Below are 13,557 nucleotides of genomic sequence, written 5' to 3'. Positions count from 1 at the left end.
CAGACAGCTGAAATCAGGTTTTCAGCTGTCTGTGCTATTGCATCACAGCTTCTGGAGTGCGGCAATCCGATCCTCAATGGGAGGGTGGCTTCTGAACAACGCTGCCATGCCGCCGACCTTGGGCCGGATACCAAAGGCTGCCACCTGATCAGGCAGGTGCGATGGTTCCTGGCTTGCCTGTAGTCGCTGAAGGGCGCTGATCATCTTTGCCTTATTGGTCAGATAGGCAGAACCTTTGTCGGCGGTAAACTCTCTTTTTCGCGAAAACCACATGACTATCATCGAGGCAAAAAGCCCGAGAACCAGCTCGAGAACGATGGTCACCGCCATATAGCCCATAAAACCAAGCCCCCCGCCTTCTTCATCGCTTCTCAGGAAGTTATCGATAATATTGGCGGCGATGCGGGAGAAAAAGATGACGAAGGTATTCAACACCCCCTGGATCAGGGAAAGCGTCACCATATCGCCACAGGCCACATGGGTAATCTCATGGGCAAGCACCGCCTCAACCTCATCTTTGGCCATATTCTGCAAGAGCCCGGTGGAAACAGCGACCAGGGCTGAATTTTTATTCATCCCTGTAGCAAAAGCATTCATGTCCGGAGAATTGTAAACCGCCACCTCAGGCATGCCGATTTCCGCCTTTTCTGCCATGCGCCGAACCGTATCAACGAGCCACTGCTCTGTCTGGTTGCGCGGATTTTCAATAACGTTTGCCCCGGTTGATTTCTTAGCGATCCATTTGGACATAGCCAGGGAGATCATCGAACCACCCATGCCGAACATTGCCGCCATGACCAGCAGTCCGGAGGTAGATCTGGAATCGATGCCTAGAAGACTCATGACAATGCCCAGCAAAAGCAGTATCGCCATATTGGTTGCTAAAAAAAGAACTATTCGTAACACGTTATTCCTCCACTGTTTGGATCTTTTTCCTGCAGGCAGCAGCATCCGCCAAGCAAACGGAACCTGCGGTTTTTATCAGATGATAAAGATAAACATCGGTTTGCCTCTGACAAGATGCCAGACTCTTTTGGTGGAAAAGCCGGCTCAGGCAAACTGCTGCAATACTTTTTTCACCGTATTGCCGTCAGCCGCGCTGCCAAAATGCTGCATGATCGGCTTCATTGCCTGCATCTTGTTGCCAAAGGCCGAGAAATCGATATTTTCCTTCACCCAGGCGTAAATCTCCTCTTCGCTGACCTGTTTGGGTAAATAGCCTTCCATGATAGCCAGGAAAGGAGAATCTTCCTGCTTCTGAGCCGCCAGAAGTTCTCTCTCTGATTTTATCAGTTTTTTAATAATGGCGATCACCTGCTCATCGGTCAATATCTTGCCCGGCTGCCGGGCAAATTCGCCGATCAGAATACGGATGGCTCCGATCCGGTCGGTATCTCTTGCCTTCATCGCGGCCCGCAACTCCACACTGAGGGATTCCTGCATGCTCATCTTTTTCTCCTCTATAGAAAAGCTTTTGTGTTATATAATTAAAGACTTGATCATATCAAGCAGCGAGCAGGTACGATACCATCTTCATCCACGAAAAAAAATAGGATTCTCTCAACATATGCTATTGGTCACCGCCGCCATCATTGAAACAAACGGTCTGATCCTGGCCGCCCGAAGAAAACCCGGCTGCCAACTGGCCGGATATTGGGAATTTCCAGGGGGAAAAGTTGAGGCTGATGAAACAAATGAAGGTTGTCTTGCAAGAGAACTCAGCGAGGAGTTCGGGGTTCAATGTAAAATCGGTGACTTTTTTGGCGACTCGATTTACGATTACGGGACAAAAAGAGTCAGACTCCTGGCGTATCGGGTACAGCACCTGAGCGGAACCTTTCAGTGCCGTGACCATGATCGACTCTGTTGGCTGCCGGCGCATGAACTTCTTTCGCTGCAATGGGCACCAGCCGATATGCCCTTCGTGGTGAAATTGCAGGAAGAACATCAGGTGACCGCAACCCTTGCATATTATCAAGACAACGCCCGGGAATATATTCAGGAAACCATCGATCTCGAATTTACCGGGCAGATACGCCAACGCTTCCTCGCGCTGCTCGCCCCGGACAGCCTGGTCCTTGATCTCGGCTGCGGCTCCGGACGCGACAGCCGCTTTTTTCTTGAAGCGGGGCACCGAATAGTAGCCGTTGACCCGGTAGATGCGATTGCTGAGAGCGCCACTGAATATCTGGGCCAGCCGGTTCGGGTCCAGAAAGCCGAAGAGCTGGAAGAAACAAACACCTACGATGGCATCTGGGCCTGTGCCAGTCTGCTGCATATCCCCAGGTCCCGGATTGAAGCGACCTTTACTGTCATCTGCAAGGCACTGAAACCGGGGGGCATCTGGTATATGTCGTTTAAACGGGGCGAGACAGAATACCAGGACTACAAACAGCGTTTTTTCAATAATTACACCATCCCGCTTATGGAGCAGGTGCTCAGACAGTATCCCCAGCTGAGCATCATTGATATATACGAATCGCCCTCACTTCTGCGGGGTAAGGTACAACCCTGGCTGAACATCCTGCTCAAGAAAAGTACACAGGCACCTCAGATAACCGGATGATTGCCCGTGCAGCCCCCCTCTGGTATGATTATCATACTTTTTTATAAAATCATCGCGATGGCACCCCTGCCCACTATACATAAAGGAATCAACAATGTCCCTCCTGCCGGCTATTGAACTGGAAACAACCCCCGCCCCTGACAGTACAGTGATCTGGCTGCACGGACTCGGTGCGGACGGCAACGATTTTGCCCCCATCGTCCCGGAGCTGAACCTGCCGGCTGACCTGACGGTTCGGTTTATATTCCCCCATGCCCCAACCATGCCGGTGACCGTCAACGGCGGCTTTGTCATGCCTGCCTGGTACGATATCATGGCGATGGAGATTGACAGAGAAATTGATATTGCCGGTCTGATGCAGTCCGCCCAGGCAATCAACGCCTTTATCGGTCGCGAAATTGAACGGGGTATCGACAGCAGAAAGATAGTTATCGCCGGCTTTTCCCAGGGAGGTGCGGTGGCCTACCAGGTGGCGCTCAGCTACGAAAAACAGCTTGGTGGGCTCCTCGCCATGTCGACCTATCTGGCCACCGCCGATGCCATTGCCTACAGTGAGATAAATAAAACAATCCCCATCAAAATCCAGCACGGGGTGCATGACCCGGTGGTGCCGGAACAGCTCGGCCGCAAATCGACCAGCGAGCTCACCAGACAGGGCTACAAGGTCAGCTATCAGAGTTATCCGATGGAACATGCCGTCTGCCCGGAACAGATTCGTGATATTTCCGCATGGCTGCAAAGCATTCTGCGTGCAAAATTCTAGATAACGGAGGTTTTATGGATTCGCTGGCATTCATCGCCGAACAGAGAATTGCCGAGGCCATGCGGGAAAAGGACCTGAATTCGCCCAAGTGGAAAAACAAACCCCTGCCGCTGGAAGATGATCGGTTTGTACCGGAAGACCTGAAAATGGCCTATAAAATTCTCAAAAACAGCGGCTATCTTCCGCCGGAAATTGAGGAACGCAAGCAAATAAAAAAACTGGAGGACCTGATCGCCTGCACGGAAGATGAACACGAACGGCTGAAACAGATGAAAAAGCTCAACGTCCTGCTTATGAAAGTTGACGCCAAGCGGCCCAACGCCTCGAGCATATCCAGCCAGCATGAATATTACCGCCAGGTTGTGGAGAGGATAACGGTACGTTCCAAAACCGTGAAAAAATAGGCCACCGCCACCAAAGAGAAGAATATGAAAACCATCATTTTCGACAAAAGCCTTGAGTATCTCGCCGAAGCGGTTGACAAGTTCAAAACGGCATCCTGTCCGGTAGCCCTTACCGGAGCGGGCATCTCGGTCAATAGCGGGATTGCCGATTTTCGCAGCCCCGGCGGAGTATGGACCATCTTTTCGCCGGACGAATATGCAACCCTCAATGTCTTTCTCAAAAATCCGCAGAAGGCCTGGAAACTCTACCGGGAGATGGGCAAAGGACTGCTCGGGAAAAAACCGAATCAGGCGCATAAGGTGCTGGCCGACTTTGAACACAACGGACTTCTGCGAGGGCTTGTCACCCAGAACGTCGACAACCTGCACCAGGCGGCGGGCAGCTTAAATGTACTGGAGATCCATGGCGACCATCAACACCTGCAATGCCTGTGGTGCGAGACAGTCGTCCCGGTCACCGGGGAGCATTATGCCATGTCGGGTGTTCCTGCCTGCACCCGCTGCAACTCGCCCCTTAAACCCAATGTTGTGCTGTTTGGCGAGGCTGTCAGGAGCCTGGATGCGATTGAGGAGCTCATCTTCGAATGCGATCTCCTGCTGGTTATCGGCACCTCGGCCCAGGTTTATCCAGCGGCGGGTCTGCCGGTATCGGTCAAGGAACGAGGCGGACTGATTTACGAATTCAACCAGGAACCGGCACTTTCAGCCCACGGATACGCAGAAACGACATCTTTTCCCGACTATTTCTTTGCCGGCGACCTGGCTGCTACTCTGCCGTTATTCGGCCGGCGTGTGTTCGGAACATAGACACGGGCATGCAGTCAGCTCTCCTTTGTATCAAGGGTTGTCTTCAGTAAAAAGATGGCGACCGGAATTGAGGATGCAAGCGCCAGAGCAGCAATATTGGAAAAACTGATCTCGGTTTCCGGTGAATAGATCAGCAGATAGGCAACCAGAATCGGCATCTTGTCGAATTGAAAAAAGGTAAAAAAGCCCAGGACAAATCGTCGCATGAGATCAGGGTGGCGTTCGGACGTCCCCCTCGACGCCCGGTAAAAAAGATAGCAGGAGACAGACACCCCCACCAGAAACAGGCATGTGCCGATGAGTACGTCTCTTGTCAAGGACGTCGGATCGGCCGACAATCGCCGGGCATCGGAAGGAAACCAGAAGACGGAGGAGAGAAAAAGACTGGCCAGATAGCCGCCGGTGCCGCCAAGCAGGTATTTGAAATGAACAGCGGCGACCTGTTCTTCCTGTACCGGCTTGGTTTTGACCAGAAAGAGAGCCATGGTCATGGCGACGAGAATTACTCCTATCAGAAAATACGGCCACGCCGGCACCTTAATGTATACCGGGAAAAAAGCTCGATCGGCATCTATCGGTAAGACAAACAGAACGCCAAAAAAAAACGAACAGAATGCGCTGAAGCCAAGCAACAGTCCGGTCATCATCTTCGCCAGGCCGGTTAGGTAGCTGAATCCAGCGACAAAAGATGCAAAACCTGCAATAAGAATCCTTACCACCATCTCCCGGTTACTCCCCTGTCAAATTGATGTCATCTGCCAACTTCAACTAGGGTATAGATAACTCCTGTCCCCATATCTGGCAACGTATTCCACGAAAAAGAACGGCTCTTGCCGTCACATTGTGGCATGCTTAGTGTTTGTCGGCAAGAGTAATTCAACTGACAGGTGGACCTCCTTATGAACATGCCGCTTCGCGACCAGACCCTCGAATCTCTCGTTTTCGATAACAGTTTTGTCCGACAACTCCCCGCAGACCCGCAACCGGATAATTATCGCCGCCAGGTGAGCAACGCCTGCTATTCACGGGTCAAGCCGACAATAGTTGCCCGGCCGAAAGTGGTAGCCTGCAGCCGTGAAGTAACCGAGTTACTCAACCTGCAGGAAGAGGTGTGTTCGTCCAAGCTATTTGCGGAAATATTTGTCGGCAACAAACTCCTGCCGGGCATGGACCCTTTTGCCATGTGTTATGGCGGGCATCAATTCGGCAGCTGGGCCGGACAGTTGGGTGATGGCCGGGCAATCAATCTTGCCGAGGTCATCAACAACCAGAAAGAGCGGTGGGTGCTCCAGCTGAAAGGGGCAGGACCGACCCCCTATTCACGTCGCGCCGATGGCCTGGCCGTCCTGCGTTCGTCGGTCCGGGAGTTTCTGTGCAGTGAGGCTATGCACCACCTCGGCATACCGACTACCCGGGCTCTCAGCGTCATTACCACCGGTGAGCTGGTGACGCGGGATATGTTTTACGACGGCCACCCGAAAGACGAGCCCGGGGCGGTGGTCTGCCGGGTCGCCCCGTCATTTCTCAGGTTCGGCAATTTTGAAATCCTGACAGCCAGAGGCGAAACGGCTCTGCTGCAAAAACTGGTCGACTATACCATTCGAACCGACTTCCCGCATCTCGGCGAACCTTCTGTTGCGAGTTATATCGAATGGTTCAAAGAAATCTGCCGCACCACCGCAGCGATGATCATCCACTGGATGCGGGTAGGCTTCGTTCACGGGGTAATGAACACCGACAATATGTCCATTCTCGGATTGACGATCGACTACGGCCCATACGGCTGGCTGGAAGGATACGATGCACGATGGACGCCCAACACTACCGACGCCCATGGCCGGCGCTACTGTTTCAGCAATCAGCCGCATATCGGCCAATGGAACCTGCTCCAGCTGGCTAATGCCATCTACCCTCTGGTACAGTCGGCCGAACCTCTCCAGGAAGCACTCAATACGTACAACACCCTGTTTCTGACCGGGTGGAACGACATGATGGCCGGCAAACTCGGCCTGATGCAATTTTCACCCGAGACGGACGATGCGCTGATCGGCGAACTTGTCGAAATCCTGCAGCTCGTTGAAACGGATATGACAATCTTTTTCAGAAATCTGGCCTGCCTCTCAACCGATTCAACACCACATGACGGGGACGGTTTGCCGGCGGCTCTTGTCGAAGCATTCTACAAGGAAGAAGAAATAACCATCGACTACAGAGAACGGCTGAACAGCTGGCTGAACGGATATAGGCAGCGACTCCAGCAGGACAACCTGCCCGATGCGCTGCGCCGGCAAAAAATGAACAACATTAACCCCAGGTACGTTCTGCGCAATTATCTAGCGCAACAGGCCATCGACAAGGCCGAGGCAGGCGATTTTTCCATGGTCGGTGAACTGCTCGAGCTGGTGCGCGCCCCTTACAACGAGCAACCGGACAAGGCGCATTTCGCGGTAAAACGTCCCGAGTGGGCCCGCAACCGTGCGGGATGTTCGATGCTCTCGTGCAGCTCCTAGTTTCTCCCAACCGCTATTAACATTGGATCTCGTCGGTATTTTTACAACTTCATTTGTTTTTACCGGTACATTTGTAGTATAAGAAAGCTTGCATTTCTTTCTTTGTAACAACTCAAAGGCCATTCCAGGTCAACCGTGATTACCTGTCACAAAAGTTGCTTCAGCCTCAATCAAACCGGATATCAGCTCGAAATCCGGTTAATTTTTATATTTTAGCCGAATTTTCATGATCAACCGACGCCCGACACCTTTCATTACTTCCCGAGAAATTCTCCAGATCATCGCGGATGCACACCGAAATTACAATGCCGAATCGTCGGCTGAAGACTTCACCGATTTTCTCCGGGTTCATATTTTTGCAAGGCTTGGTGATGTCTTTGTGGAGATGTATTTCTATAATGAAAGGCAAAAGAGTTTTACCCCCCACGCTTCCCAGCTATCGGCACCAGAGTCCACCCGGTGTGTACCTCCTTTACTGCCAGCTCAGGCGCCGGCTGTGGCCGGCATATTCGCCCGTCCTGAAGTTCTGGTCGTCCGTAATGATCAGGACACACCACCGTTTCTGCTCGCCACCGGCAATCAGTCCCATGCCCTTTTTCCACTGTCTGAAAATCCGAAGGGGTCGGCGCTTCTTTATATCGGCTGTCGGGAAAATCTTCCCTTCCCCGAAGAATATCTGCAGGGCATTCAGACGGTAACATTGCTGATTGATTCGTGGCTGAAAAGCAAAGATTTGGTTTGCCACCTCAAAAGTTCGATGGCATCGCTTGAATATTCGGAACAGCTGCGGAAAGCACTTTACGAAATCAGCGAACAGGCGCACCTCTTTACCAGAGAGGAGGATCTTTTTTCCTCGCTACATAAAATTGTCGGCCGGTTTATTAATGCCCGCAATTTTTTCATTGCCCTGCGAAATGAACAGGATGGCGAACAAATTATCAGTTTCACTTACTATTTCGATGAACTCGACGCCCATTTCCAGGGAATGAAAATAAAAGTCGATCCGCAACAGAAACCCAGTATGACCAGTTTTCTGATGCAGAGCGGCGAACCTATTCTATTGGGCCCCGACAATTTTGACCAATTCTGCGAGGAAAACGGCATCAAATATCTAGGATCCAAGGCCCACTCGCTCATTGGCGTACCATTTTATCTTGATAATCTCGCCGGCGTGGTCCTGGTGCAGAGCTATCGCGACATCGTCTACACCGAAAAAGACAAGGACCTGCTCGTTTACGTCGCCCGACATATAGGCGATGCGCTGGAGAAAAAGAAAACGATTGATGCCATGCGCAACGTAAACGAAATTTTTGCGCTGTTCATGCACTATTCTCCTGGCTATATCATCATCAAGGAGGTGACCGAATCGCACAACCGAGTTCTGCAGACCAGTGAGAATTATCAACAGATTACCGGCATACCAAGCGCCAAAATGATCGGTATGAGTATGACCGATTTATTTTCGGCAGACTTTGCCGCCAGGGTTATGGCCGATGACTGGAAAGTTGTCTCCGAAGGCATCCCGCTGCAGCTTGAGCAACAGTGGAACGGCCGCACCTATACGACGGTAAAATTCCTGATATCCCAAGAAGATAAAACCCTGCTGGCCGCCTTTTCCATCGATATTACCGAGCGTAAAAAAATGGAAGAAGCCTTGCGGGAGAGCGAACGCAGGTATCGGATTATCTTTGAAAAATCGCCGTTGGGAATAGTCTGCCTCAACGCTGAGGGAACAGTATGGGATTGCAATGACAAATTTACCGAGATTATGGGATCAACCCGGGATAAGATTCTGGGATTCAATGCGAGGCACCAGAGCTCACCGATCGTGCGGGAGACCCTCGGCAAAGCCATGCTTGGCCAGATTGTCTCCTGCGAAGAGATTTACACCTCGGTAACCGGCCGTAAGAAAAGACATCTACGGGGAATATTCAGCCCGGTTGTTCCCGGCCACCCCCGCAGTGGTGTTATTGCCACGATCGAAGATATTACCGAGCAGAAAAAACATGAAAAAGAACAACAGAAAATTGAGAAACTGGAATCCCTCGGAGTTCTTGCCGGCGGCATAGCCCATGATTTCAACAATATTCTGACCGGCATCATGGCCAACATATCTTTTGCGAAAGTACTCCTTGAACCCGAACACAAAATTTCCACCCATCTTGCCGAAGCAGAAAAAGCATCCAGACGTGCCGGCGAACTGGCACGGCAGCTGTTAACTTTTGCCAGAGGAGGTGAGCCGCAAAAGAAAATAATCTCAGCCCATGATATTATCCCGGAGGCGGTATCACTGATGCTTCGCGGATCAAACGTCAGGGCATTTGTTGATATAGCAGACAACATTGACGCCGTGAAAGCAGATGAAGGCCAGATAAGTCAGGTACTGAACAATATCATAATCAACAGTAGCCAGGCAATGCCGGGCGGTGGGGCACTCAATATCATTGCCAAAAACAAATTTATTGATGATTCTAACAGTTACAATCTCACCCCGGGGACGTATATCAAAATAACCATCAGAGATGAAGGCTGTGGCATTTCGCAGGAAAACAGGGGGAAAATATTTGATCCTTACTTTACAACCAAGCCGAAAGGCACAGGGCTTGGCCTTGCTTCTGCATATTCAATCATTGCCAGACATAATGGACATATCGCAGTCGATTCAGTTCTCGATAAGGGAACGTCTTTTACGATATATCTTCCATCGGTCGGCAAGACCTATTCGGAGCACCAGGTACCCACTGAGCAAAACATGAGTCGCCATCAAGGTGGTACAATACTGGTGATGGATGATGAACAAATGATACGGGAAGTTGCCTGGTCAATGCTCACCCATCTGGGCTACACGGTTACCACCTGTTCGACAGGAGAAGAAGCTATCGAACTGTACAAAGAATCCATGAACACACAAAGACCTTTTTCAGCGGTAATTATGGATCTGACAATTCCCGGTGGAATTGGCGGAATCGAGGCAGCCAAACACATCCTTGCCGAGGCACCCTCTGCCAACCTCATTGTTTCAAGTGGCTACTCAAACGACCCGGTCATGGCCAATCACCAGGATTACGGTTTCATCGCGGCAATCGCCAAGCCCTATAGCCTCCATCAGTTTGAACAGGTTTTGAATATACTCCCAGTTCAACAATAAAGACCGCGCCCAGCCCCATCAGGATGCATAAGACAAAAAAAGGGCTTTTTCCCAGGCAATAATTCCTGGAAAAAAGCCCGTTACTTACACTGATTGCATCAGTTCCAGATGACCTGATTTTCTAAATACTCCTGCCTTTCTTTTCGGTTAAGTCGACCTAAATCCTCTTTGTCTCCTTTTTGGCGGTTCAGAGCACAGACATACTTCTTTCCATCTTTTACTTTCACCAGTATATACGCTTCGTATGTTCCTCTCATAGATATACTCCTCTTGGTTATCATTGGAGTAACGCTCCTATCCCGTCCTCTTACCTGTCTCAGGTTGCTTACGCTCCACACTGCAGCATATCTACAACCCGTCAGGTACAGTCTATCTAATTATATGTCAGCAATCGTCCCATAACCAGTATAAAGTCAATTAAATGAACAATTTTTTCCTCAAAGCAACTAACCATATAGAATAAATAATCAATATACAGGAACAGCTGGTGGCAATTGGCGTACGTCAGAGCAACAGAACAAAAGAAAGAGAGAAGAAGGAAAGAAGGGTAGAAAGAACAATGGCAGCAGAAGCAAGTTCGGTATCGCTGTTCATTTGAGACGAGAGCACATAGATGGCGGTCGATGCCGGCAAGGTTAAAAAAATCATCCCAACCTTGAAGGGAACACCGGTAACAGCAAAAAGGGAAAAGAACAGCCAGCCTATGCCGGGCAACACGATAAGTTTTAAAATCGACGCAAGAAAAGAGAGTGGCAAATTGCCCTTAACCCCTGCAAAGCTCAGGCTGCCGCCAATGGAAATGAGGGCAAGCGGCAGAGAGACCATTGAAATCAGGCTCAGAGAGTTGTTGATAAAGACAGGGAAACCGCCGATCAGCCTGGAATAAGCGATCCCGGCCAGACAACCAAGAATCAGCGGGTTGGAGACGAGCGCCCTGCCGGTAATGGAGATGCGTCTGCGTATACCAATTTCCCGGCCTGAGAACCAGATAAGCAGGGAAACGGCAAAGACATTGATGAGAGGAATTGCAAAACCAATGATTATGCCGAAATATTTCATCCCTTCCGTGCCAAGACTGTTGAGTATGACCGCCACCCCAATATAGGTATTAAAACGGTAACAACTCTGGGAAAAGGAACCTGCCTGGAATGAAGAAACATGAAACAATCGTATCACCAGGGTGCTGATCCCGAACATGGTCAACAGAGCCAGCAGTGATGCAACGCAGAAATCCCAGTCAATGCCCTGTTCAAAAGAGGCACTGCCAATTTTCCAGAATAACATGACTGGGAAAAAGAAATAATAGATGAGCCGATCGCTGGTCCTGAGAAAAAGACTGTCAGTCAACCCCCATTTGTGCAGAACCCGCCCCAATAAAAGAAGAATAAAGATGGGAAACAGCGAGTTGAGTATGATCACGATAATCTCCACATGAAAGGAATTCAGTCATAGACACCCCATTACACTTTTTGATAACAATGTACAATGGCTTCTTCGCAGCAAAGATGCTCACACGAAACACAAAAAATCTTGCGTTTTTTACCGACCACTTTACTATGGCTTGCTATGAAAGACAAAGACCAATCAGACAAAATGGCGATGGGTACTGCTCTCAATGACCGGCTCCAGATCCTCGAAGAAAAGTTTCTCTATCAGGAGCTGACCATTGATGCCTTGAACGATGTCATCATTGAACAGCAGGCCCAGCTCAACTCGCTTGAGGACCAGATCCTCCGCCTTCAGGCGCTGCTCAGTGCTGTCGAAGATAATACTTACGATGGTGGTGAAGATCCCCCCCCACCGCATTATTAGTGACTTAGAAAAACTTCTCTTATGCTTTTTCAAGAGAAGTTTTTCGTGAAGGAACTTACACCCGTCAAGCGAGTACTAAACAGAGTCCCGCAAATCTTTTAGGCGGGATTAGTGGCCCGATAAGAAAAATCTTGTGCTTTTTACAAGAGAGTTTTTTCGTGAAGGAACTTATACCCGTCAAGCGAGTATTAAAAAAAATCCCGCAAAGCTGTTGGGCGGGATTAGTGGCTTATCAGGAAACATCTCGTTCTCGCTACAAAAAACCTTTTGGTTAATGAACGTCCCCCGCAAGGGCGTACTAAAAACCCCCACCCTTTTAAGCAGACAAACAACAGGAGAATACAGTTGGCACAAAAGACCATAATACACAAAGGCTACCATGGTTCTATCAAGGTAGACACGAGCGACTATTCGCTCTTTGGCAAAATTCTGTTCATCGATGAAGAAATTCCCTACAGCGGACAAACTTTTACCGAGCTTGAAGAAAATTTCCGCCACGCGGTCGAAAAACATATTCAGGACTGCCGGGAAAAGGGTATTGACCCACCTTTTTAGTACCTTACAGATTTTTTCTTGTTTGCAAGAAAACAATTTGTCTCAAGGCACTTACCCCCCCTCAAGGGGGTACTAAAAAGAGTCCCGGCTTCTTCGCTGTTCGTATACCGGGGTGAGGCAGAATAGAGTCATTATCAGGGAGCTGGAATGGATATATACTATGTGCATGGCGAATTTGTAGCGGAAGATCAGGCCCATATATCGGTAAACGACCTGTCGGTCATACGGGGCTTTGGCGTCTTTGATTTTTTGCGGACCTACAACGGGGTCCCCTTCCACCTCGATGACCACCTCAAGCGACTTGAACGTTCTGCCCGCCTGATCGGCCTTAAACTGCCGCATTCCAGAGCAGAAATCAAGGGGATCGTCGAGGCAACTCTGGCTCGCAATGACCATCAAGAAAGCAACATCCGCATCGTAGTCACCGGTGGTTTAAGCAGCGATGGGATCACCCCGGGCGACTCACCCAGGCTTTTGGTCATGGTCACCGAAGTCAAAAAGATGCCTGCACAATGGTACACGAGTGGAGCAAAAGTGATCACCAGCCATGTGGATCGCTTTATGCCCGGGGCAAAAAGCATCAACTATATTCCGGCAATCCTCTGCCAGAATGAGGCGCGAAACCAGCAGGCCATTGAAGCGATATATGTCGACAGAAACGGCTTTTTGCTGGAGGGAACGACGTCGAATTTTTTCGCCTTCATCGGAGACGCCCTGATAACCCCGCCTTGCGACCGGGTCCTCCCCGGCATTACCCGCCAGGTGGTGCTTACCCTGGCGGAGAAAGAATTTCCGATTGTCGAACGACAGCTGCATAAGGACGAAATCCGCTTATTGGATGAAGTCTTTCTCGCCTCCTCGGTGCGGGAGGTCGTACCCATCGTGCATGTCGACTCTATTCAGGTGGGCGACGGCAGGCCCGGCAGCCGGACCCAAAGAATAATGCAGCTGTTCAGGGACAATACCGTTTCTTTTCAAGGCTGATTTCCCCC

The 13,557-nt window shown here is 50.1% G+C and carries 14 protein-coding genes; 9 read left to right on the top strand and 5 right to left on the bottom strand.

What is annotated here, in order from left to right:
* Positions 1-42: 42 nt before the first annotated feature.
* Together htpX and FCL47_RS13885 are read right to left on the bottom strand one after the other, a co-directional pair.
* The gene (htpX, locus tag FCL47_RS13890; RefSeq protein WP_370459555.1) at positions 43-951 is read right to left on the bottom strand and encodes a protease HtpX; all 909 of its coding nucleotides are present in this window, start codon (positions 949-951) and stop codon (positions 43-45) included.
* 99 nt (positions 952-1,050) lie between these two features.
* Positions 1,051-1,449, bottom strand: a complete 399-nt coding sequence (locus FCL47_RS13885; RefSeq protein WP_136814110.1) for a GatB/YqeY domain-containing protein — start codon at positions 1,447-1,449, stop codon at positions 1,051-1,053.
* A gap of 118 nt (positions 1,450-1,567) precedes the next feature.
* Here FCL47_RS13885 and FCL47_RS13880 point away from each other — a divergent pair, with 118 nt between their 5' ends.
* The 4 genes from FCL47_RS13880 (at position 1,568) to FCL47_RS13865 (ending at position 4,540) form a co-directional block, all read left to right on the top strand.
* Positions 1,568-2,566, top strand: coding sequence for an NUDIX domain-containing protein (locus FCL47_RS13880; protein ID WP_167496491.1), 999 nt, complete (start codon positions 1,568-1,570; stop codon positions 2,564-2,566).
* Positions 2,567-2,660: 94 nt separating this feature from the next.
* Positions 2,661-3,329, top strand: coding sequence for an alpha/beta hydrolase (locus tag FCL47_RS13875; protein WP_136814108.1), 669 nt, complete (start codon positions 2,661-2,663; stop codon positions 3,327-3,329).
* Between the two features lie 14 nt (positions 3,330-3,343).
* A complete protein-coding gene (locus tag FCL47_RS13870) occupies positions 3,344-3,733 on the top strand; it encodes a DUF1992 domain-containing protein (RefSeq protein ID WP_167496490.1) in 390 nt (129 codons plus the stop codon).
* Positions 3,734-3,757: 24 nt separating this feature from the next.
* Positions 3,758-4,540 (top strand): Sir2 family NAD-dependent protein deacetylase, encoded by a 783-nt coding sequence (locus FCL47_RS13865; RefSeq protein ID WP_136814106.1) that lies wholly within the window; start codon positions 3,758-3,760, stop codon positions 4,538-4,540.
* Positions 4,541-4,554: 14 nt separating this feature from the next.
* On the opposite strand, the gene FCL47_RS13860 is transcribed toward FCL47_RS13865, so the two are convergent.
* A complete protein-coding gene (locus FCL47_RS13860; RefSeq protein ID WP_136814105.1) occupies positions 4,555-5,262 on the bottom strand; it encodes a hypothetical protein in 708 nt (235 codons plus the stop codon).
* Positions 5,263-5,439: 177 nt separating this feature from the next.
* Here FCL47_RS13860 and FCL47_RS13855 point away from each other — a divergent pair, with 177 nt between their 5' ends.
* Both FCL47_RS13855 and FCL47_RS13850 read left to right on the top strand, forming a co-directional pair.
* Positions 5,440-7,050 carry a YdiU family protein gene (locus FCL47_RS13855; protein ID WP_136814104.1) on the top strand — a complete coding sequence of 537 codons (1,611 nt, stop codon included), beginning with the start codon at positions 5,440-5,442 and terminating at the stop codon, positions 7,048-7,050.
* Positions 7,051-7,276: 226 nt separating this feature from the next.
* The gene (locus tag FCL47_RS13850; RefSeq protein ID WP_136814103.1) at positions 7,277-10,198 is read left to right on the top strand and encodes a PAS domain S-box protein; all 2,922 of its coding nucleotides are present in this window, start codon (positions 7,277-7,279) and stop codon (positions 10,196-10,198) included.
* A gap of 98 nt (positions 10,199-10,296) precedes the next feature.
* Here FCL47_RS13850 and FCL47_RS24415 read toward each other — a convergent pair whose 3' ends face one another.
* Positions 10,297-10,455, bottom strand: coding sequence for a hypothetical protein (locus FCL47_RS24415; RefSeq protein WP_153306372.1), 159 nt, complete (start codon positions 10,453-10,455; stop codon positions 10,297-10,299).
* A gap of 247 nt (positions 10,456-10,702) precedes the next feature.
* Entirely contained in the window at positions 10,703-11,617 is a 915-nt protein-coding gene (locus FCL47_RS13845) for an AEC family transporter (protein ID WP_136814102.1), read from the bottom strand.
* A gap of 147 nt (positions 11,618-11,764) precedes the next feature.
* On the opposite strand from FCL47_RS13845, the gene FCL47_RS13840 reads away from it, so the two are divergent.
* The 3 genes from FCL47_RS13840 to FCL47_RS13830 all read left to right on the top strand — a co-directional run bounded on the left by FCL47_RS13840 (position 11,765) and on the right by FCL47_RS13830 (position 13,549).
* The gene (locus FCL47_RS13840) at positions 11,765-12,010 is read left to right on the top strand and encodes a SlyX family protein (protein WP_205747318.1); all 246 of its coding nucleotides are present in this window, start codon (positions 11,765-11,767) and stop codon (positions 12,008-12,010) included.
* 345 nt (positions 12,011-12,355) lie between these two features.
* A complete protein-coding gene (locus tag FCL47_RS13835) occupies positions 12,356-12,565 on the top strand; it encodes a DNA repair protein (RefSeq protein ID WP_136814101.1) in 210 nt (69 codons plus the stop codon).
* 147 nt (positions 12,566-12,712) lie between these two features.
* On the top strand, positions 12,713-13,549 hold the full coding sequence (locus FCL47_RS13830; RefSeq protein ID WP_136814100.1) for an aminotransferase class IV: 837 nt from the start codon (positions 12,713-12,715) through the stop codon (positions 13,547-13,549).
* Positions 13,550-13,557 lie beyond the last annotated feature (8 nt).

The sequence above is a fragment of the Desulfopila sp. IMCC35006 genome (assembly GCF_005116645.1).
Classification (GTDB): Bacteria; Desulfobacterota; Desulfobulbia; order Desulfobulbales; family Desulfocapsaceae; genus Desulforhopalus_A.
Note: the sequence above shows the minus strand (reverse complement) of the source record. Positions and strands in the feature narration are given on the sequence as shown.

What these genes read in the sequence shown, in the direction of transcription:
- htpX (WP_370459555.1), bottom strand. Translation starts at nt 951, where the DNA reads ATGCTGCTGCCTGCAGGAAAAAGATCCAAACAGTGGAGGAATAACGTG.
- FCL47_RS13885 (WP_136814110.1), bottom strand. Translation starts at nt 1,449, where the DNA reads ATGAGCATGCAGGAATCCCTCAGTGTGGAGTTGCGGGCCGCGATGAAG.
- FCL47_RS13880 (WP_167496491.1), top strand. Translation starts at nt 1,568, where the DNA reads ATGCTATTGGTCACCGCCGCCATCATTGAAACAAACGGTCTGATCCTG.
- FCL47_RS13875 (WP_136814108.1), top strand. Translation starts at nt 2,661, where the DNA reads ATGTCCCTCCTGCCGGCTATTGAACTGGAAACAACCCCCGCCCCTGAC.
- FCL47_RS13870 (WP_167496490.1), top strand. Translation starts at nt 3,344, where the DNA reads ATGGATTCGCTGGCATTCATCGCCGAACAGAGAATTGCCGAGGCCATG.
- FCL47_RS13865 (WP_136814106.1), top strand. Translation starts at nt 3,758, where the DNA reads ATGAAAACCATCATTTTCGACAAAAGCCTTGAGTATCTCGCCGAAGCG.
- FCL47_RS13860 (WP_136814105.1), bottom strand. Translation starts at nt 5,262, where the DNA reads ATGGTGGTAAGGATTCTTATTGCAGGTTTTGCATCTTTTGTCGCTGGA.
- FCL47_RS13855 (WP_136814104.1), top strand. Translation starts at nt 5,440, where the DNA reads ATGAACATGCCGCTTCGCGACCAGACCCTCGAATCTCTCGTTTTCGAT.
- FCL47_RS13850 (WP_136814103.1), top strand. Translation starts at nt 7,277, where the DNA reads ATGATCAACCGACGCCCGACACCTTTCATTACTTCCCGAGAAATTCTC.
- FCL47_RS24415 (WP_153306372.1), bottom strand. Translation starts at nt 10,455, where the DNA reads ATGAGAGGAACATACGAAGCGTATATACTGGTGAAAGTAAAAGATGGA.
- FCL47_RS13840 (WP_205747318.1), top strand. Translation starts at nt 11,765, where the DNA reads ATGAAAGACAAAGACCAATCAGACAAAATGGCGATGGGTACTGCTCTC.
- FCL47_RS13830 (WP_136814100.1), top strand. Translation starts at nt 12,713, where the DNA reads ATGGATATATACTATGTGCATGGCGAATTTGTAGCGGAAGATCAGGCC.